Source organism: Streptacidiphilus jeojiensis (assembly GCF_042510965.1).
Taxonomy (GTDB): Bacteria; Actinomycetota; Actinomycetes; order Streptomycetales; family Streptomycetaceae; genus Streptacidiphilus; species Streptacidiphilus jeojiensis.
Genome location: NZ_JBEUKS010000010.1, coordinates 337,875 through 357,933 on the forward strand (window position 1 = coordinate 337,875; position 20,059 = coordinate 357,933).

Sequence of the window (20,059 nt, forward strand, 5' to 3'; positions counted from 1 at the left end):
CGCCCGCGGCGCGAAGTCGCGGAGTCACGACACGACGTCGTCCTGACGCGGGGCCCGCCCGTGACGGACAATCGCGGACAGATGCCATCGTGTCCGTACCCGAGGAATCCGAGGAAACAGCCAGATGAGTGCCTCCGCCGCGCAGCCCGCAGCCAACGACCCGTCGTCGACCGAGGACGCGCTCGCCCGTGTCCTGGTCGTCGACGACGAGCCCGCGCTGCGCGACGCCCTGGAGAGCAGCCTCGCCTTCGAGGGCTACGAGGTGACCACCGCCTCGGACGGCTTGGAGGCGTTGGACGCCATCGCCGAGAAGTCGCCCGACCTGGTGCTGCTGGACATCATGATGCCGCGGATGGACGGTCTGACCACCGTCCGCCGGCTGCGGTCCCGCGGGGACACCGTCCCGGTGCTGATGCTGACGGCCCGGGACGCGGTGGGCGACCGGGTCACCGGTCTGGACGTGGGCGCCGACGACTACCTGGCCAAGCCGTTCGAACTGGACGAGCTGCTGGCCAGGGTCAGGGCGCTGCTGCGGCGCAACTCCATCGCCCAGGCGGCCGGGGTCGGCGGCGCGGCCGAGGACGAGGTGCTCGCCTTCGAGGACCTGCGGATGAACACCACCACCCGCGAGGTGACCCGGGCGGGCCAGCCGGTGGAGCTGACCCGCACCGAGTACATGCTGCTGGAGATGTTCCTGGCGCACCCGCGCCAGGTGCTGACCCGCGAGCAGATCCTCAAGGCCGTCTGGGGCTTCGACTTCGAACCGTCGTCGAACTCGCTGGACGTGTACGTGATGTACCTGCGCCGCAAGACCGAGGCCGGCGGGATGCCCCGGCTGGTGCACACGGTCCGCGGCGTGGGGTACGCGCTCCGCGCAGGTAGCGGGACGTGAGCGCGGACACGGCTGTCGCCGCGGAGGAACCCGCGAAGCAGGGGCACCGCTTCGCGGGCTGGTTCACCCGGATGTCGCTCCGGGGAAGGCTGTCGATCCTGACCGCCGCGGCCGTGGCCGTGGCGATCGCCGCGGCCGCGTTCTCCTGCTTCTTCATCGTCAGGGACCAGCTGTACAGCCAGGCCAGGACGTCGCTGACGACGGCCTACGTGAGCAGCAACGCCTTCAACGACGCAACCTGCCGCACCACCGCGGCCGCGGCCGCGGCCGTCAACAGGAGCGCGAACTCCAGCGGTCTGCTGGGGCCCGGCGGCCCGGGCGACGGGCACAGCCCCCTGGGCGGTGTCGACGCCCAACTCGTCGTTCCCACCACGACGAGCCAGGAGGTGTGCATCCCCCAGTCCGGCACCAGGGGCATCACCGTCCAGACGTCGGACTCGTCGCTCGCCGTCGGTGACACCATCATCCGCGACGGCACCTACACCGACGGCACCAAGGCGCTCGTCCGGGTGACCGGCGTCCGTGTCAGCGGCGGGACCTACGACGGGTCCCAGGCCGTCCTGCTGGTCGCCTACCCGCTGCACGACCTCGAGTCCTCGCTGCAGAGCCTGCTGCTGATCCTGTGCGGCGTCGCCGTCGCCGGTGTGCTGGGTGCGGCCGGAATCGGACTGCTGGTGGCGCGTGCGGCGCTCAAGCCGGTGGACCGGCTGACCGAGGCCGTGGAGCACATCGCCCGCACCGAGGAGCTGGGGACGACCATCACGGTGTCCGGAAAGGACGAGATCGCCCGGTTGAGCGAGTCGTTCAACTCCATGAGCACGGCGCTGGCCAGGTCCCGGGACCGGCAGTCGCAGCTGATCGCGGACGCCGGGCACGAGCTGCGCACCCCGCTGACCTCGCTGCGGACCAATGTCGACCTGCTGGTGCGCAGCGAGGAGACCGGGCGGGCGCTGCCGGAGGCGACCCGCAACCGGATGCTCGGCAATATGAAGGCGCAGATGGTGGAGCTGTCCACGCTGATCGTGGACCTGCTGGAACTGTCCCGGCCGTCCCGGCCGAAGGGCTCCAAGCCGCTGGAGGTGCTGCCGCTGCACGACATCGCCGCCCGCGCGCTGGACCGGGCCCGGCTGCGCGGTCCCGGGCTGGTCTTCAACGTCGAGCTGCGGCCCTGGTACGTGCGGGCCGACGCGCACTCGATGGAGCGTGCGGTGATCAACCTGCTGGACAACGCGGTGAAGTTCAGCCCGCCCGGCGGCAGCATCGACGTCTCGCTGCGCTTCGGCACCCTGACGGTGCGGGACCACGGTCCGGGCATCCCGACCGAGGACCTGCCGCACGTCTTCGACCGCTTCTGGCGCTCCCCCTCCGCCCGGCAGATGCCAGGGTCGGGCCTGGGCCTGGCCATCGTCGCGCAGACCATCCGCGACGCCGGCGGCGAGGTCTCGCTGGCCGCGGCGGCGCCCGGGCCGGACGGCTCGACCGGCGGCGCGCTGGCGACGGTGCAGCTGCCCGGGGCTCCCACGCCCCCGCCGCCGACCCCGCCGACCGTGCAGAACACCCCGCAGATCACCGCGGACGAGGAGCTGAAGTCCGGGATCTGAGACGATCTGTCCCAACAACTGGATGGTCCGCCATGATGGCCCCGCAGGCAGAAGCGACTGCGGGGAGGCAGAGCCATGGGGATCACCGACACGAAGGCCGGTACCGGGACGGCAGCGACGGCCGGGGGCGGCAGCCGGCGCTGGCTGATGCTGGCGCTCGGCACCGCCGCGCAGACCAGCTCGTTCGCCTTCGTCTACGGGCTTCCCTACCTGATCCCGGTGCTGCGTGGCAGCGAGCGGTTGAGCCTCTCGCAGGCCGGACTGCTGGTGGCCTGCCCGACCGTCGGACTGCTGCTGGCCCTGTACGCGTGGGGCGCCGCCGCCGACCGCTACGGCGAGCGGGTGGTGCTGGCGTCCGGCCTGGGGCTGGCGACGCTGGCGCTGACCGCGGCCCTGCTGGTCCACGGCCTGGTGCTGCTGGGCCTGATGTTCGCGCTGGCGGGCGCGGCCGGGGCCTCGGTGTCGGCGGCCAGCGGACGGGTCGTGCTGGGCTGGTTCCCGCCGGAGCAGCGCGGACTGGCGATGGGCATCAGGCAGACCTCCACCCCGCTGGGGATGCTGGTGGCGGCGGTGTCGATGCCCCCGCTGGCGGCGGCGTACGGGCTGCGCGGCGCGCTGCTGTTCGTGACCCTGCTGAGCGCGGTGATGACCGTGCTGGTGGCGCTGCTTGTGGTGGACCCTCCCCGGCCGCCGCGGACCGCCCCCGGCGGCGCCCGTCCGGCCTTGCCGTACCGGGGCTCGCGGACGCTGTGGCGGATCCACGGGGCCAGCGCGCTGATGGTGTGGCCGCAGTTCACCGTGGGCGCCTTCGGGCTGGTCTTCCTGACCGACGTCCGGCACTGGTCGCCGGTCGCGGCCGGCCAGCTGATGGCCTGCGGGCAGGCCCTGGCCGCCTGCTGCCGGATCGGCGCCGGCCGCTGGTCCGACGCGGTCGGCAGCCGGCTGCGGCCGATGCGGGCGCTGGCAGGCGCGGTGGGCGCCGCCTCGCTGCTGCTGGCCGCCTGCGCGCAGTGGTGGCCCTCAGCGGCGTCGGTGGTGCTGCTGGTCCTGCTCTGCGGGCTCTCCGCCAGCACCAACGGGCTGTCGTTCACCTCGGTGGCCGAGCTGGCCGGGCCCCGCTGGGCCGGCCGGGCCCTGGGCGTGCAGAACATCGGCCAGAACCTGACCGCCTCGCTGGCCCCGCCGGTGGTCGGCGCGCTGATCAGCGCCTCCGGCTACGGCACCGCCTTCGCCTGCGCGGCCGTCTGCGGAGTGGCCGCCATCGCGGTGGTGCCGGTGCGGGCGGTGGACGGAGCGGCCTAGAGTCGCAGGATGGACGCGGTTCAGGTGGTCGAGACGGTGGACGGGTCGGAGCTGGCGGCGATACAGCTGCTGCTGGCGACGGCGGAGCGGAGCGACGGCCGGACGGCCGTCTCGGAGCAGGGGCGGCTGGCGCTGCGGAACCCCAGGCCCGGGGTGCGGCACCTGCTGCAGCGGGACGACGACGGCGAGCTGGTCGGCTACGCCCAGGTGGACGGCTCCGGCACGGCCGAGCTGGCGGTGGCCCCGGCCCGGCGCCGCCGGGGCCACGGACGGGCGCTGGCGCAGGCCGCCGTCGCGGCCGGTGCCACCACGGCCTGGGCGCACGGCGGCCACCCCGGGGCCCGGCGGCTGGCCGAGGAGCTGGGCTTCGAGCTGGTGCGGGAGCTGCGGCAGATGCGCCGCCCGCTCCCGGTGGAGGACCTGGAGATCACCCTCCCCGAGGGCGTCGAACTGCGCAGCTTCCGTCCGGGCCAGGACGACGGGGCCTGGCTGGCGCTCAACGCCGCCGCCTTCGCCCACCACCCCGAGCAGGGCGGCTGGACCGAGCAGGACCTGGCCGAACGGCTCGCCGAGCCCTGGTTCGACCCGGCCGGGTTCTTCCTGGCCACCCGCGGCGACGAGCTGGTCGGCTTCCACTGGACCAAGGTGGAGGGGGACATGGGAGAGGTCTATGTCGTCGGGGTCAGTCCTTCCGAGCAGGGCAACGGCCTCGGCAGGGCGCTGACCTCGGTCGGGCTGCGCTACCTGGGCCGGGACCGGGGCCTCGGCACGGTGCTGCTCTACGTGGACGCCGATAACCCGGCCGCCGTGCGGGTATACGAGAAACTGGGCTTCACGGTGTACGAGGTGGACCTGATGTACCGGCTGAGCAGCGACTGAGTGGCCCGCGCTGAGGCGTCCGCGTCAGCTTTCCTGTAGGCCACCCGCTATTCACTTCCAGTTCAGACGCCGTTGCAAAGATCACGAAATGCAAGCCGCAGGGGCAACGACGATGCCGGACACCCTGCAGGAGGAGCTGCCCACCATGACCGCCGCCCGACCTGCCGCCACACCGGCCACCACCCCTGCGACCACCGCCGTGTCCGCCAACGGCGTCCCGACGCTGCTCCCGGACAGCCGGGAGCTCGCCGAGTTCGCCGAGTTCGAGGAGGAACTGCCCGCCAACCGCTTCCTGGACCGGGAGCGCAGCTGGCTGGCGTTCAACGAGCGGGTGCTGGAGCTCGCCGAGGACCCGGAGACCCCGCTGCTGGAACGGGTCAAGTTCCTGGCGATCTTCGGCAGCAACCTGGACGAGTTCTTCATGGTCCGCGTCGCCGGCCTGAAGCGCCGGATCGCCACCGGCGTCGCCACCCGTTCGGCCGCAGGGCTCCAGCCGCGCGAGGTGCTGGAGAAGATATGGGGCCGGTCCCGGGAGCTGATGGCCCGGCACGCCGCCTGCTTCCAGCAGGACCTGCTGCCCGAGCTGGCCGCCGAGGGCATCGAACTGGTGCGCTGGAGCGATCTGACCGACAAGGAGCAGGGCCGGCTGCTGGTCCTGTTCCGGCAGCAGATCTTCCCGGTGCTCACCCCGCTCGCGGTCGACCCGGCGCACCCGTTCCCCTACATCTCCGGCCTGTCGCTCAACCTGGCCGTGGTGGTGCGCAACCCGATCAGCGGCCACAAGCACTTCGCCAGGGTCAAGGTCCCGCAGTCGCTGCACCGCTTCCTGGAGGCCTCGCCGCAGCGCTACGTCCCGCTGGAGGACGTGATGGGCGCCTACCTGGAGGAGCTCTTCCCGGGCATGGAGGTACTGGAGCACCACGCCTTCCGGGTGACCCGCAACGAGGACCTCGAGGTCGAGGAGGACGACACCGAGAACATCCTCAAGGCCCTGGAGAAGGAGCTGATGCGGCGCCGCTTCGGGCCGCCGGTGCGGCTGGAGGTCGAGGAGTCCATCGACCCCTACGTCCTCGACCTGCTGGTCCGCGAGCTGAACATCTCCGAGTCCGAGGTGTACCCGCTGCCCGGGCCGCTGGACCTGACCGGCCTGTTCGCCATCGCCGGTCTGGACCGGCCCGAGCTGAAGTACCCGGCGTTCATCGCGAGCACCGCGCGCGGCCTGTCCGACGTCGAATCGGCCTCCCAGCCGGACATCTTCGCCGCCGTGCGCGAGCGCGACGTGCTGCTGCACCACCCGTACGACAGCTTCTCCACCTCGGTGCAGGCCTTCCTGGAGCAGGCCGCCAACGACCCCGACGTGCTGGCCATCAAGCAGACCCTGTACCGGACCTCCGGCGACTCCCCGATCGTGGACGCCCTGATCGACGCCGCCGAGTCCGGCAAGCAGGTGCTGGTCCTGGTCGAGATCAAGGCCCGCTTCGACGAGCAGGCCAACATCAAGTGGGCCCGCAAGCTGGAGGAGGCCGGCTGCCACGTGGTCTACGGCCTGATCGGGCTGAAGACGCACAGCAAGCTGTCGCTGGTGGTCCGTCAGGAGGGCGACACGCTGCGCCGCTACGCGCACGTCGGCACCGGGAACTACCACCCCAAGACCGCCCGCATGTACGAGGACCTGGGCGTGCTCACCGCCGACCAGCAGGTCGGCGCGGACCTCTCGGACCTGTTCAACCGGCTCTCCGGCTACTCCCGGCGGGAGTCCTACCGGCGGCTGCTGGTCGCCCCGCGCTCGCTGCGGCAGGGCCTGGTCCAGCGGATCCACGACGAGATCACCCACCACCGGGCCGGCCGTCCGGCCCGGATCCAGATCAAGGTCAACTCCATCGTGGACGAGGCCGTCATCGACGCCCTCTACCGCGCCTCGCAGGCCGGCGTACCGGTCGACGTGTGGGTGCGCGGGATCTGCGCGATCCGGCCCGGAGTGCCCGGACTCTCGGACAACATCCGGGTCCGCAGCATCCTCGGCCGGTTCCTGGAGCACTCCCGGGTGTTCGTCTTCGGCAACGGCGGCGACCCCGAGGTGTGGATCGGCAGCGCCGACATGATGCACCGCAACCTGGACCGCCGGATCGAGGCGCTGCTGCGGGTCACCGACCCGGGCCACCGCAGCGAGCTCGCCGGGCTGCTGGACCTGGGCACCGCCGACGACACCTCGTCCTGGCACCTGGGCGCCGACGGCACCTGGACCAGGCACTCCCACGACGCCGAGGGCAGACCCCTGCGCAACGTCCAGGAGCTGCTGATCGACTCGCGGCGGCGCAAGCGCAGTACCGGTGGCTGGGGCCAGAGTGGCTCGACCGCCTGACACACCGGGGCGCCCCGAAGGGCCGCCCGGGGACCGCAACGACGACGACGGGGACTTACGCACCATGACCGACGCAACCCCGGCCGCAGAGGCCCCGTCGGCTGCCAAGAGGGTGACGCACCAGAGTCGGCCGCATCCGGGCAGCCCACCGGGCCGGGTCTCGGCGCTGCTGGACGACGGCTCCGCCGCCGAGCTCCTCTCGGTGCACCTCGCGACACAGGCCGGGGACTTCCTGCGCGGTCTGCCCTCGGTGGACCTGCACACGCTGCGCCGGGTCGGCGCGGCGCTGCACACCTTCGAGTCGCTGCTGGACCCGGCCTGGGCACGGGAGATGCGGGAGGAGCTGTCCCGGCTCGGGGCCGTCCTCGGCCAGGAACGGGCCTACGGCCGCAGGCTGAGCCGGCTGCTGGCCGGCCTGGACTCGCTCACCAGCACGGACCCCGCCGCCAGCGCCGCCCAGCTGCCGGCCGGTCAGCTCCCGGCCGGTCAGCCGCCCGCCGGCGCCGCCACCGCCGGGCCGGTCCCGCGTCCGCGCGAGGCCGAGGGCCTGCTGGCCCGGCACCCCGGCGCGCCCAAGGCCCGGGCGCTGCTGGAGCGCCAGCTCACCCTGGGCCGCTCCCGGGCCCACACCGCCGCCCTGCAGGAGCTGGGCTCGGCGCGCTTCCACGCGCTGGCCGACCGGATGACGCTGCTGGTCTCCGACCTGCCGCTGCGGGCCGGCGGCGGCGACGCCCCGGCCGGTGAACTGCTCTCCTGCGCCGCCGCCGAGGCCGCCGCGCTGACCGCGGCCGCCGAGGCGCTGCCGCTGGAACGCGCGGCCGTCGCCTACAACGGGGACTGCCTGCACGAACCCGGCGACGACCAGCCCTGGCGCCAGGTGCACGACATGGTGCAGCGCACCCGCTACGCGCTGGAGCTGTGCGCACCGCTGCTCGGCCGGCAGGCCGGCCCCCCGCTGGCGGCCCTCACCGAGCTGGGCCGGATCCTCGGCCGGCACCGCGACGCCGCCGAGGCCGCCGAGGCCGCCGCCCTGGCCGCGCTGACGCCCCGGATAACCCCCGCCACCGGCTACGTCCTCGGCGTGGTCCATGCTGATCAACGCCTGGAGGTGGAAGCCACGCGCCACGCCTTCGGCACGACCTGGCCCGACCTCTACCGCTCCGGATGGCTGACCGACGCATGGCTGACCACTCGCTGAACTCCGACCGCTCGCCCGACCGGGTCCTTCTCGTCAAGCAGCAGCCGATCCGGGCCGCCGGAGTGGTGCTGTGGCAGCCGGGGAAGGGGTCGGCCGAGGAGCCGGAGCTGGCGCTGGTGCACCGGCCCAAGCGGTTCGACTGGACCTTCCCCAAGGGCAAGCTGGAGCCCGGGGAGCGCTCCAAGGACGCCGCCCGGCGGGAGGCGCTGGAGGAGACCGGCCTGCGGGTGCGGCTGTGCTTCCGGCTGCCGACCCGGCACTACACCGTCAGGGGCAGGCCCAAGCGGGTGCGCTACTGGGCCGCGGTCCGGGTCAGCGGGGCCTTCGCGCCCAACCGCGAGGTGGACCGGCTGGTCTGGCTGCCGGCCGCCGAGGCGCGCAAGCGGCTGAGCTACGAGCACGACCGCGAACTGGTCGACGCGCTGCTGGAGGAGCTGCTCGGCGAGCAGTTCTGACGCCGTCCCTGAAAAACCGTCAGGTTTATCCGGTCGTGCTGTCACCGTGGCGAAACCGTTACTACCGCACTGCGTATCCCGGCGTCCGTCCGAGGTTCACCTTCCGTTCATTTGGGCTGGCCTGGCGCTTCACCTCACCGGCTTAACGTCCTGGTTATCGGAGGTCGTCAGGCCCCGGACATCAGCGAAGCCCCAGGTCAGAGCCAACCGAAACGGTGGTCCCGGCCTGCGGCCCCCAGAAAGGGACACCAAGTGAAGCTCCAGCGGAACGGCCGCACCAAGGCCCTCGCCATCGGCGCCGTGGCGGTCGTCAGCTCGCTGACGCTCGCGGCGTGCGGCTCCGACAACAACAACGCCAGCAGCAGCAACACCAGCGCCGCTGCCACCACCGCCGCCGCGGGCTCCAGCAGCGCGGCCGCCTCCGACTGCGGCAGCGGCCAGCTGCTGGGCGCCGGTTCCACCGCCCAGGCCAACGCCGTGACCCAGTGGGTCAAGGACTTCCAGGCCAAGTGCCCCGGCGTGACCGTCAACTACAACGCCAACGGCTCCGGCGCCGGTATCACCAGCTTCGAGTCCGGCAAGGTCGCCTTCGCCGGCTCCGACGCCGCCCTGAAGCCGGCCGACGTCGCCGCCGCCGCGAGCGCCTGCCCCGGCGGCACCGCGATCGACCTGCCCATGGTCGGTGGCCCCATCGCGATCGGCTACAACGTCCCCGGCGTGACCGGCCTGATCCTGGACGCCCCCACCCTGGCGAAGATCTTCAACGGCAAGATCACCAACTGGAACGACGCGGCCATCAAGGCGCTCAACCCCACCGCCACGCTGCCGAACCTGGCGATCCAGACCTTCCACCGCTCGGACGGCTCGGGCACCACCGCCAACTTCACCGCCTACCTGGCGGCCACCGCGGCCTCCGACTTCCCCTACACGGCCAACAAGCTGTGGCCGGCCAAGTCGGGCCAGTCCGCCACCGGTTCCTCGGGCCTCGCCGCCCAGGTGAAGTCGGTCAAGGGCGCGATCTCGTACTTCGAGCTCTCCTACGCCACCGCGGGCAACATCAGCACCGCGAAGATCGCGACCGGCGCCTCCGCCCCGGTCGAGGCCACCGCCGCCAACGCCTCCGCGGCGGTCGCGGACGCCACCACCGTCGGCACCGGCGCGGACCTGGCGCAGAAGCTCAACTACGCCACCAAGGCCGAGGGTGCCTACCCGATCACCCTGCTGACCTACGAGATCGTCTGCGACAAGGGCAACAAGGCCGCCACCCTGCCGGCCCTGAAGGCCTTCCTGAACTACACCGTCAGCGCCGCCGGCCAGAGCTCGATCGGCTCGCTCGGCTACTTCCCGCTGCCGGCCGCGCTCCAGGCCAAGGTCGCCGCCGAGATCGCCGCGCTCTCCTAGTCCCACCCGGTAGGACGCAGCACCACAGCCGGTGCCGGCCGGTCCTGTCCCTGGGGGGGAGACAGGACCGGCCGGCGCCACCGGGCACCACCCGAATCTGCACCACCCGTTCCACCGCATCCGCAGTTCCGACCGACCGTCAGTCCGGTGCACCGCCGCCAGGCGACGTCCCCACGACGCCGCCACCCAGACCGGAGAAGTCATGGACACACCCGACACGGCACCTCCGCAGGACGTGCCACCCTCCAAGGATGACCTCCTCGTCGACAGCCCCAAGGGGCCGCGGCGGGGTTCCGGCACGTCCGCAACCGTTCCCGCCCTGGCCGGCCCCCAGCGGGGCAGGGGCAAGGTCCGCATAGGCGACCGGCTCTTCGCCGGCTCCTCGCGCGGCTCCGGCATCGTGCTGCTGGTGGTGATGGCCGCCATCGCGGTCTTCCTCACCATCCGCTCCGTCAACGCGATCAGCCACGACCAGGGCAACTTCCTCACCACCTTCGAGTGGAACACCCAGGAAGGGGCCCCGCTCTCCTTCGGGATCGCGGTACTGGCCTTCGGCACCGTCGTCAGCGCCGTCATCGCCATGATCATCGCCGTGCCGGTGGCGATCGGGGTGGCCCTGTTCATCTCGCACTACGCACCGCGCCGGATGGCACAGGCCCTCGGCTACGTGATCGACCTGCTCGCCGCCGTCCCCAGCATCGTCTACGGCCTCTGGGGCGCGTTGTTCCTGGTGCCGCACATGCTCGGGGTCAACGCCTGGCTGAACCAGTACTTCGGCTGGACCTACATCTTCGGCCAGTCCCAGCCCGGCGCCCAGCCGCGCAGCCTGTTCAGCGTGGGCGTGCTGCTGGCCATCATGATCCTGCCGATCATCACCGCGGTCAGCCGCGAGATCTTCCTGCAGGTGCCCCGGATGTACGAGGAGGCGGCACTGGCGCTCGGCGCCACCCGCTGGGAGGTCATCCGCACCTCGGTGCTCCCGTTCGCCCGCTCCGGCATCATCAGCGCCTCGATGCTGGGCCTCGGCCGCGCCCTCGGCGAGACCATGGCCGTGGCCACCGTGCTCTCCCCCAGCCTGCTGCTCAGCTTCCACCTCACCGACCCGGGCGGCAGCACCATCGCCCAGAACATCGCCACCCAGTTCGGCGAGTCGCAGGGTGTCGGCCGTGACGCGCTGATCGCCTCCGGCCTGGTCCTGTTCCTCATCACGCTGCTGGTCAACGGTGGTGCTCGCCTGATCATCGCCCGTCGCAAGGAATACTCGGGGGCGAACGCCTGATGAGCACCATCACCACCTCCCCGCGCCGCTCCCCGCTGAACGGTTCGCTGAAGGAGCGCCGGCTCCCCCGCTGGGCCCCGGCCGCGACCATCGTGGTCGCCGTCGCCCTGGCGGTCGGCCTGGGCCTGGGCCTCGACATCACCAGCAAGCTCCAGTGGGGCCTGATGGCCGCGATCTTCTTCGTGGTCGGCCAGTACCTGCTGGCCCGTCAGGTCGAGGGTCCGCGCCAGGCGAAGAACGGCCTGGTCAGCAGTCTGGTCTGGGTGGCCTTCCTGCTCGCCCTGCTGCCGCTGTTCGGCCTGCTGTACTACACCATCTCCAAGGGCGCCGGGGTCATCAACGGCACCTTCCTGACCCACTCGATGAACCTGATCTCGCCCAACCAGGTCGGCGGCGGGCTCTACCACGCGCTCATCGCCACCCTGGAGCAGGTCGGCATCGCCACCCTGGTCGCCGCCCCGCTCGGCATCCTGACCGCGGTCTACCTGGTCGAGTACGGCACCGGCGGCCCGCTGGCCAAGGCCGTGAGCTTCTTCGTCGACGTGATGACCGGTGTCCCCTCGATCGTCGCGGGCCTGTTCATCCTGACCTTCTGGATCGTGATCCTCGACCAGCAGTACACCGGCTTCGCCGGCAGCCTGGCGCTGATGATCCTGATGCTGCCGGTCGTGGTCCGCTCCACCGAGGAGATGCTCAAGCTCGTCCCCAACGAGCTGCGCGAGGCCAGTCTCGCGCTGGGCGTGCCCAAGTGGCTGACCATCCTCCGGGTCGTGCTCCCCACCGCCATCGGCGGGATCACCACCGGCGTGATGCTGGCCATCGCCCGCATCATCGGCGAGACCGCACCCATCCTGATGCTGGTCTTCGGCACTGATGTGATCAACACCAATCCCTTCAAGGACCCGCAGTCCTCACTGCCGCTGTATGTGTACCAGCAGTACTCCGCCGGGACCGACGCCTCCGAGGCGCGGGCCTGGGGCGGTGCGCTGGTGCTGATCGCGCTGGTCATGCTGCTCAACCTGGTCGCCCGCGGGATCGCCCGCTGGAAGGCCCCGAAGGCTTCGCGCTGACGCGCGTCGGCTGGTCGCGTCTTGATCATGTCGCAGGACACCCCAGACTCATCGAACGGACACCACACATCATGGCCAAGCGCATCGACGTCAGCGGGCTGAACGCCTACTACGGCAACTTCCGAGCGGTCGAGGACATCTCCATGACCGTCGAACCCCGCTCCGTGACAGCCTTCATCGGCCCGTCCGGCTGCGGCAAGTCCACCTTCCTGCGGACCCTGAACCGGATGCACGAGGTCGTGCCCGGGGCGAGGGTCGAGGGCAAGGTCATGCTCGACAACGAGGACCTGTACGGCAACGGGATCGACCCGGTCGCCGTGCGCCGTACCGTCGGCATGGTCTTCCAGCGCCCCAACCCCTTCCCCACCATGTCCATCAAGGAGAACGTGGCGGCGGGCCTCAAGCTCAACGGGGTGCGCAACAAGAAGATGGTCGACGAGGCGGTGGAGCGCTCGCTCAAGGGCGCCAACCTCTGGAACGAGGTCAAGGACCGCCTCGACCGCCCCGGCGCCGGCCTCTCCGGCGGCCAGCAGCAGCGCCTCTGCATCGCCCGCGCCATCGCGGTCGAGCCCCAGGTCCTGCTGATGGACGAGCCCTGCTCCGCCCTGGACCCGATCTCCACCCTCGCCATCGAGGACCTGATCGGGGAGCTCAAGGAGCAGTTCACCATCGTCATCGTGACCCACAACATGCAGCAGGCCGCGCGGGTGAGCGACCGCACCGCGTTCTTCAACCTCTCGGCGGTGGGTCAGCCGGGTCGGCTGATCGAGATCGACGCCACGGAGAAGATCTTCTCCAACCCGTCGGTCCAGGCCACCGAGGACTACATCTCGGGGCGGTTCGGCTGACCCGTCGTTCGGGGTTGCTGTTCGCGCAGTTCCCCGCGCCCCTAAAAGAGGTGCCTGGCGGATCTCTGCGCGCGTGTACTACTCCGTGGCGCTGCTAGGCGGTGCCGCCACGGAGTACTGGAAGGGCCCGCTCACCTGTGAGCGGGCCCTTCACCACATCTATAGGGGCGCGGGGAACTGCGCGAACAGCAACCCCGACGAACGGTCAGCCGATAATCGCCCAGCTGATCCAGAACACCACCGCGGCAACGATCCCCGCAGCCGGCATCGTCAGGAACCACCCGATCACGATGTTCTTCGCCACGCCCCAGCGAACGGCCCGCACCCGCTTGGTCGCGCCGACACCCATGATCGCCGAGGTGATGATGTGGGTCGTGGAGACCGGCACCTTGTAGGCGTAGGCCGTGACGTACAGGATCGTCGCGCCGACCGACTCCGCGGCGAACCCCTGCGGGGGGTCCAGCTCGATGATCTTCCGGCCCAGCGTGCGCATGATGCGCCAGCCGCCGGCCCAGGTTCCCAGCGACAGCGCCAGCGCGGTGCTGGCCTTCACCCAGATCGGGATGTCGGTGCCGGAGTAGTGGTTGGAGATGGTCAGCGCCATCACCACGATGCCCATGGTCTTCTGCGAGTCCTGGAGCCCGTGGCCCAGCGCCATCGCCGCCGCCGAGACGGTCTGCGCCATCCGGAAGTTGCGCTTGGCCCGGTGCGGGTTGGCCCGACGGAAGATCCACATGATGGCGAGCATCACCAGGAAGCCGAGGATCAGGCCGACCACCGGTGAGGTGATCATCGGGATGATCACCTTCTCCCACACCCCGGACCAGTAGACGTCGGTGCCACCGACGATCGCCGCGCCCACCATCCCGCCGAACAGCGCATGGGTGGAGGAGGACGGCAGGCCGAAGTACCAGGTGATCAGGTTCCAGGTGATGGCACCGATCAGCGCCGCCCAGAGGATCACCATCCCCTTGGTGCCGTGCGGCGTCTCGATGATCCCCTTGCTGACGGTCTGTGCGACACCGACCCCGAGGAAGGCGCCGGCCAGGTTCATCACCGCGGCCATCATCAGCGCGACCCGGGGCGTCAGTGCCCTGGTCGACACCGAGGTCGCGATCGCATTGGCGGAGTCGTGGAATCCGTTGGTGTAGGCGAAGCCGAACGCCACGCCCACGACAAGGATCAGTCCGAGCATGTTCACTCAGCTTCTCCAGGCAGAATCTGGGCGCAGGGGACGCTGGCCGACGTGGGGTTTCGTGGGGGTTCGGGGGGTCGCTCCCCGAAAAGCTGGAGCAACGGGCTCAGGACTCCTTGACGGCGATGGTCTCCACCGTGTTCGCCACATGTTCGAACGCGTCGGCGGCCTCTTCGAGGACGTCCACGATCTGCTTCAGCTTCAGCACCTCGATGGCCTCGTAGCTGCCGCCGAAGAGATGGGCGAGCAGCTTGCGGTGGATCTGGTCGGCCTGGTTCTCCAGCCGGTTGACCTCGATCCAGTACTCCGCGAGGTTGTCCATGGTGCGCAGGTTGGGCATGGCCGCGGCCGTCAGGTCGGCGGCCCGGGCCAGCACCTCGATCTGCTGCTCGACGCCCTTGGGCAGGGCCTCGATCTCATAGAGGACGACCAGGTCGACCGCCTCCTCCATGAAGTCCATGATGTCGTCCAGCGACGACGCCAGGTTGTAGATGTCCTCCCGGTCGAACGGGGTGATGAAGGAGGAGTTCAACTGGTGGAAGATCGCATGCGTGGTGTCGTCGCCCGCGTGTTCTGCGGCGCGCATCCGTTCGGCGAGTTCCGGCCGCGCTGAGACGTCCGCGCCGAGCAGTTCCAGCAGGAGCTTCGAGCCCGTGACAAGGTTGTCCGCCGATGCGGCGAACATGTCATAGAAGCTCGTCTCCCGGGGGGTCAGACGAATACGCACAGAGGTCTCCGAAGTACAGGGTGCGGTCGATGCGATGCTAGGCGCTGCGTGGGCTCCGCCTTTCCACTGGGGTCCACTGGGGTGGCAGCGCCGGCACCCGTGCCTGGATTCATCCTCGCCTACAGAACAGCAGGATGCCGCGCAGGGGCTGTGCACCATCAGTGTGACGGATGGTCGGCCGGAAAGCTTCCCCCCGATGCCGCCGCGTTCACAGCGTCTTCACGAATGCCCCGTCCCCACCCGCACGCCATACGATGGAGGGGTGGCGGAAAACACAGCGGCAGCAGTAGCGGAGGCGGTCGGCGAAGCGGCGCCGTCCCCGGAGTCCCCGCACGGTCCGCACGGATACAGTCCCAAACGGGACGCGCACATCAAGCGGCTGCGCCGGATCGAGGGTCAGATCCGGGGGCTTCAGCGCATGGTGGAGGAGGACGTCTACTGCATCGACATCCTGACCCAGGTGTCGGCCAGTACCAAGGCGCTCCAGTCCTTCGCGCTGAGCCTGCTGGAGGACCACCTGCGGCACTGTGTCGCAGAAGCGGTCGACAGCGGTGAGCCCGAGGGCGACGACAAGGTCGCCGAGGCCACGGCGGCCATCGCCCGCCTGCTGCGGAGCTGACTAGGCGAGGCCCTCGCGCTGGGCGGGAACCCTCGGAAGCTGTCGCTCCGGCTCGTCGTCGGCATGATCGTTCGGACGGTTCGCGGCCACTCGGAGAACCTGGTCGATGCGGTCCGGCGAGAGGCGGTCGAACGGGGTGGCCGCAGCGGCGATGATCAACTCGCCGTACAGCTCAATCTCCGCGAGGGCCACCGGGTCGTGCGCAGCCACACGAACCACCTCCTCGTCAGGGAACGGAGTAGTCGACCCTCCGACCAGAGTAGGGAGCGCACTGGGGGCGCGCATGGCACATCTGGGTCATTTCCCTGCCCCCCGTTTGGGACAACCGCACTACCGGAGCCGCCAGGCCCACAGCAGCCCACTGCGTCACTTCGGGGACGTCACTTCGAGGACTGGGCCCCGTAGATGTCCTTGGACGCGGGCAGCGACACCTTCACCGGGACGCCGAAGTCCGAGAAGACCGAGTCCGACACCACCTGGACCTGGTCCTTGGCCGCGGTCGAGCCGGCGACCTGGCTGAAGGTGAAGTCCTCGGTGATCCGGTGGATCCGGCCGTGCGCGTCCAGCCAGACCTCGTAGGGAACCTGCTTGACCGTGAACGTCCTGGCCCCGAGGGCGAGGCCGGCCCCGGCGCCGCCACCGGTCGCGGCCGACGCCTTGGCCAGGTCCAGGGTGCCCTTGTAGTGCTTGAGCAGGACGCCGCCGACCGTACTGGAGTCCACCAGCTTCGCGGTCAGCACCCCGCGCAGGGCGTTGGCGGCACTGGCGGGATCCGTCGCCCCGCTGCTCACCAGGTTCCCGTCGGCCAGCTGCTGGACGTTGACCTCCACCCACTTGCCCGCCGGGACCTTGGCCCCGCTGTTCTGCATGTAGACGATGCCGGGGCTGACCACCTCAACGAGCTTGCCGGTGGTGCTGCCGCCGGGCGGGACGGTGACCTCCATCCGGCCGAGACGGGTGCTGTAGTCGTACACGCCGGTCCCGTGCAGGGTGACCTTCTTGCTGGGCGAGGAGGTCTGCAGGGTGGTGGTGTCCTGCACCGAACCGGTGCGGCCGGTGATGTCGGCGGCGTTCCGGACCGCGGTCAGCGGATCTGCGGCGAGGGTGTCCGAAGAACCCGCCTTCGCCGCGGCCGCGGCCGCGTCGGAGCTGCTGCCGCTGCCCGCACTGGAGCAGCCCGACAGCAGCCCGGCCAGCAGGCCGGTCATGGCGGCGGCGACCGATACGGCGCCTGCGGCGCGAAGGCCCTGTCGGTTGACCACGGAGCACACCCATCCCTCGTACAGCACCTGCACCAACTCCAACACCCGAATCCGGGCTCCCCAGCACCAACGAGGGAAGGTGCCGGAGGTTACGGCCCACCGGGGGACGTGGTTCCGGATCGGGCCGGGTTACCGTGGCTGGTGTGCACAGCGACCAGTCGGACTCCCCGTCCCCGATACCCGGGCCGCCGGGGGCACCCGGAATCCCCGGGACCGCTCCAACGGCCGTGACCCACAGCACGACCGTCAAGGAGAAGGGCTCCTTCGCGACGGCACGCTGCAGCTGCGGCTGGGTGTCCGCGGCCCGGCGCTCACGGGACAAGGCCCGCAAGGACGCCGCGAAACACGAGGCGGAGCAGTAGGTACCGCAGTGCGGGGCGAACCGGCGGGTACGGTTCCGACGTCACAGCGATCGAGATGGTGCGGCTGCTGCTCCGAGAAGAGGTCCGGCATGGACGAAACGATCACCTCCAGGCGGACCGTGCTGCGGGCCGGGGCCGCCGGCGCGGTCGCGGTGGCGGGTCTGACGGCCTGTTCGAAGGGCGGCGGCACCGGCACGACCGCGGCCGGCTCGGGGACGACCGCGGTCGCGACCGCTTCGACCACCTCCTCCTCCGCTTCCAGCGCCCCCTCCGCCTCGACCGCCGCCACCACCCCGGCCAGGGCCGCGGACTGGACCGCGCTCGCCAAGGACCTCGACGGGCTGCTGATCCGGCCCGGCGACAGCCGCTACGACTCGGCCCGTCACCTCTTCCAACCGCAGTACGACTCGCTGCAGCCGAGCGGCGTCGCCTATGTCGCCGGGGCGCACGACGTGGCGACCTGTCTGGCCTTCGCCCGCAGGCACGGGGTCCCGGTGGCCGCGCGCAGCGGCGGGCACAGCTACGGCGGCTGGTCCTCGGGGAGCGGCCTGGTGCTGGACGTCGGCAAGCTGGGCTCGGTCTCCGCCTCCGGCGGCAGCGCCACGGTAGGGGCGGGGGCGCGACTGATCGACGTCTACACCGGCCTGGCCGGACGGGGCGTCACCATCCCGGCGGGCTCCTGCCCGACGGTCGGCGTGACCGGTCTCACCCTCGGCGGCGGCGTCGGCGTCACCGGTCGCGCCTACGGCCTGACCTGCGACAACCTCAGCAGCGCCGAGGTGGTGACCGCCGACGGGCAGATCCGCACGGCCAGCGCATCGAGCAATCCCGACCTCTTCTGGGCCCTGCGCGGCGGGGGCGGGGGCAACTTCGGCGTGGTCACCTCGCTGTCGTTCCGCACCCGTCCGGCGGCGCAGTGCGCCTACGGCTTCCTCAGCTGGCCGTGGTCCAAGGCGGCCGCGGTGATCCGGGCCTGGCAGGCCTGGGCGCCCAGCGCGCCTGACGCACTCTGGGCCGACCTGCACCTGCTGGTGTGGGCGGACGGACGCACCCAGCTCGGCACCACCGTCAACTACCTGGGCCCGCAGAGCGAACTGTCGAACCAGGTCGACCGGCTGGCCGTGACCCCCTCGTCGGTGTCCCTGCACACCCGCTCCTACCTGGAGACCATGCAGGTGATGGGCGGGGTGTCGGGGTGGTCCCAGGCCGCCTCGCACCTGGCCGGCAGCCTGCCGGGGCAGAACCCCTCGGGCCGGGTCACCCGTGAGTCCTACGGCGCCAAGTCGGACGTGTTCACCCGCCCGCTCAGCGAGGCCGGGGCCGAGGCCCTGGTCGCCGCGATCAACCGCTACCCCCGGACCGGACCCGCCGGCGGCAGCGCGGGGGTGGCCTTCGACGCGCTGGGCGGTGCCATCAACCGGGTCGGCGCCGCGGACACCGCCTTCGTGCACCGCGACGGGCTGTTCATGGCGCAGTACACCGCCAACTACCCGGACGGCGTGGTGGGCGGAAACGGGGCGGACCGCTCCTGGTCCTGGCTGACCGGGGTCTGGTCGGCGATGCGCCCGTACTCCAGCGGACAGGCCTACCAGAACTACATCGACCCGCATCTGACGGGTTGGGAGCAGGCCTACTACGGCGGCAACGCGGCCCGGCTGCGCTCGGTGAAGCGGACCTACGACCCCGGCGGGATGTTCCACTTCCCGCAGTCGGTGCCGCTGGGGTGAGCGGCGGCCCCGGGCAGGGCCGGCAGTTATGCGGCCAGCTCGTCCGGGGTGTCGGGGCTGTCCGGGGCGCCGGCCAGGGACGTGCTCGGCCGACCGGTCGCCCGGGTGCCGCGGACCCGGCGCTCCGAACGGACCAGCGGCGCCAGCGAGGAGCGGGTCAACGCATGCACCAACGGGGCCAGCACCGCCATCGCGATCGGCGCCAGCAGCAGGGTGGTGGCCGTGCCGAGGGCGAAGCCGCCGACGACGTCGGTGGGGTAGTGGACGCCCATGAAGACCCGCAGCAGGCCCTCGAACCCGGCCAGGCCGAGCGCGATCATCCCGTACCTGCGGTTGACCAGGAGCAGGCCGACCGCGAGCGCCATGGTGAAGGTGGCGTGGTCGCTGGCGAACGAGCCGTTGGCCTGATGGTCCATCAAGAGGTCGAGCTGCCCGGGATGTGAGACGAACGGGCGGGGCCGCTCCACCAGCGCCCGCACCGGGACGTTCAGGATCAGCGCCACACCGGCGGCCAGCCCGGCCCAGAGCACTCCGGCCACCGACTCGGCCGCGTCGGGGCGGCGCCGGGCCTGCAGCCAGGCGCCGAGCAGGACCAGCACCGACGCCAGCGGCACCCCGTACTCGCCGAGGAACCCGAGCACGCTGTCGACCGCCTGCGGAAGGTCGCGGGCCAGACCGTTGATGGTAGAGGTCAGGGACCAGTCGATGTCCCCGCCCTCGCCGTCGGACAGCAGCACCACCGTCGCCACGCCAGACCTCCGCGATCTCTTCGCCCGACTCGCCGTGCTTCGACGGAGAGGAGTCCCGAACGCCGGGGCTCCGGTACGGCAAGGTCAAGTGTCCTCTCCCTGCATCGGGCACAACGGCGCGAATCGCCCAA

The 20,059-nt window shown here is 71.1% G+C and carries 19 protein-coding genes; 14 read left to right on the forward strand and 5 right to left on the reverse strand.

The window, feature by feature from the left end; all coding sequences use genetic code 11:
- Nucleotides 1-124 precede the first annotated feature (124 nt).
- From ABUW04_RS27390 to pstB, 11 genes are all read left to right on the forward strand, one after another.
- Entirely contained in the window at nucleotides 125-892 is a 768-nt protein-coding gene (locus ABUW04_RS27390) for a response regulator transcription factor (RefSeq protein WP_030255828.1), read from the forward strand.
- A gap of 71 nt (nucleotides 893-963) precedes the next feature.
- Nucleotides 964-2,493: a HAMP domain-containing sensor histidine kinase gene (locus tag ABUW04_RS27395; RefSeq protein WP_449341756.1), complete on the forward strand. Its 1,530-nt coding sequence runs from the start codon at nucleotides 964-966 to the stop codon at nucleotides 2,491-2,493.
- Nucleotides 2,494-2,568: 75 nt separating this feature from the next.
- Nucleotides 2,569-3,795, forward strand: a complete 1,227-nt coding sequence (locus tag ABUW04_RS27400; protein ID WP_380566949.1) for an MFS transporter — start codon at nucleotides 2,569-2,571, stop codon at nucleotides 3,793-3,795.
- A 9-nt stretch (nucleotides 3,796-3,804) separates the two neighbouring features.
- Complete coding sequence (mshD, locus tag ABUW04_RS27405; protein ID WP_380566950.1) at nucleotides 3,805-4,674, forward strand: mycothiol synthase; 870 nt, start codon at nucleotides 3,805-3,807, stop codon at nucleotides 4,672-4,674.
- A 145-nt stretch (nucleotides 4,675-4,819) separates the two neighbouring features.
- Entirely contained in the window at nucleotides 4,820-7,036 is a 2,217-nt protein-coding gene (locus ABUW04_RS27410) for an RNA degradosome polyphosphate kinase (protein ID WP_380525310.1), read from the forward strand.
- Between the two features lie 64 nt (nucleotides 7,037-7,100).
- A complete protein-coding gene (locus ABUW04_RS27415) occupies nucleotides 7,101-8,234 on the forward strand; it encodes a CHAD domain-containing protein (RefSeq protein WP_380566951.1) in 1,134 nt (377 codons plus the stop codon).
- Nucleotides 8,216-8,689: an NUDIX hydrolase gene (locus tag ABUW04_RS27420; protein ID WP_051725468.1), complete on the forward strand. Its 474-nt coding sequence runs from the start codon at nucleotides 8,216-8,218 to the stop codon at nucleotides 8,687-8,689. Before ABUW04_RS27415 ends, ABUW04_RS27420 begins: the two co-directional genes overlap by 19 nt.
- Before the next feature lie 252 nt (nucleotides 8,690-8,941).
- Nucleotides 8,942-10,090: a phosphate ABC transporter substrate-binding protein PstS gene (pstS, locus tag ABUW04_RS27425; protein WP_030255845.1), complete on the forward strand. Its 1,149-nt coding sequence runs from the start codon at nucleotides 8,942-8,944 to the stop codon at nucleotides 10,088-10,090.
- Nucleotides 10,091-10,292: 202 nt separating this feature from the next.
- Nucleotides 10,293-11,369 carry a phosphate ABC transporter permease subunit PstC gene (pstC, locus tag ABUW04_RS27430; protein WP_084714484.1) on the forward strand — a complete coding sequence of 359 codons (1,077 nt, stop codon included), beginning with the start codon at nucleotides 10,293-10,295 and terminating at the stop codon, nucleotides 11,367-11,369.
- On the forward strand, nucleotides 11,369-12,439 hold the full coding sequence (pstA, locus tag ABUW04_RS27435; RefSeq protein WP_030255851.1) for a phosphate ABC transporter permease PstA: 1,071 nt from the start codon (nucleotides 11,369-11,371) through the stop codon (nucleotides 12,437-12,439). Before pstC ends, pstA begins: the two co-directional genes overlap by 1 nt.
- 71 nt (nucleotides 12,440-12,510) lie before the next feature.
- Complete coding sequence (gene pstB / locus ABUW04_RS27440) at nucleotides 12,511-13,287, forward strand: phosphate ABC transporter ATP-binding protein PstB (protein ID WP_030255854.1); 777 nt, start codon at nucleotides 12,511-12,513, stop codon at nucleotides 13,285-13,287.
- A gap of 205 nt (nucleotides 13,288-13,492) precedes the next feature.
- Here pstB and ABUW04_RS27445 read toward each other — a convergent pair whose 3' ends face one another.
- Entirely contained in the window at nucleotides 13,493-14,482 is a 990-nt protein-coding gene (locus tag ABUW04_RS27445; protein WP_380525323.1) for an inorganic phosphate transporter, read from the reverse strand.
- A gap of 106 nt (nucleotides 14,483-14,588) precedes the next feature.
- Complete coding sequence (locus ABUW04_RS27450; protein ID WP_030255858.1) at nucleotides 14,589-15,209, reverse strand: DUF47 domain-containing protein; 621 nt, start codon at nucleotides 15,207-15,209, stop codon at nucleotides 14,589-14,591.
- Nucleotides 15,210-15,471: 262 nt separating this feature from the next.
- On the opposite strand from ABUW04_RS27450, the gene ABUW04_RS27455 reads away from it, so the two are divergent.
- Complete coding sequence (locus ABUW04_RS27455) at nucleotides 15,472-15,828, forward strand: metal-sensitive transcriptional regulator (protein WP_030255860.1); 357 nt, start codon at nucleotides 15,472-15,474, stop codon at nucleotides 15,826-15,828.
- Here the strand turns inward: ABUW04_RS27455 and ABUW04_RS27460 are convergent, their stop codons facing one another.
- Both ABUW04_RS27460 and ABUW04_RS27465 read right to left on the reverse strand, forming a co-directional pair.
- Nucleotides 15,829-16,047, reverse strand: coding sequence for a hypothetical protein (locus ABUW04_RS27460; RefSeq protein WP_037595657.1), 219 nt, complete (start codon nucleotides 16,045-16,047; stop codon nucleotides 15,829-15,831).
- Nucleotides 16,048-16,208: 161 nt separating this feature from the next.
- Nucleotides 16,209-17,090 carry a hypothetical protein gene (locus tag ABUW04_RS27465; protein ID WP_030255862.1) on the reverse strand — a complete coding sequence of 294 codons (882 nt, stop codon included), beginning with the start codon at nucleotides 17,088-17,090 and terminating at the stop codon, nucleotides 16,209-16,211.
- 227 nt (nucleotides 17,091-17,317) lie between these two features.
- Here ABUW04_RS27465 and ABUW04_RS27470 point away from each other — a divergent pair, with 227 nt between their 5' ends.
- Nucleotides 17,318-17,452, forward strand: coding sequence for a hypothetical protein (locus ABUW04_RS27470; RefSeq protein WP_269665010.1), 135 nt, complete (start codon nucleotides 17,318-17,320; stop codon nucleotides 17,450-17,452).
- A gap of 89 nt (nucleotides 17,453-17,541) precedes the next feature.
- Entirely contained in the window at nucleotides 17,542-19,179 is a 1,638-nt protein-coding gene (locus tag ABUW04_RS27475) for an FAD-binding oxidoreductase (protein ID WP_380566952.1), read from the forward strand.
- Between the two features lie 26 nt (nucleotides 19,180-19,205).
- Here ABUW04_RS27475 and ABUW04_RS27480 read toward each other — a convergent pair whose 3' ends face one another.
- Nucleotides 19,206-19,928 (reverse strand): phosphatase PAP2 family protein, encoded by a 723-nt coding sequence (locus tag ABUW04_RS27480; protein WP_380566953.1) that lies wholly within the window; start codon nucleotides 19,926-19,928, stop codon nucleotides 19,206-19,208.
- Nucleotides 19,929-20,059 lie beyond the last annotated feature (131 nt).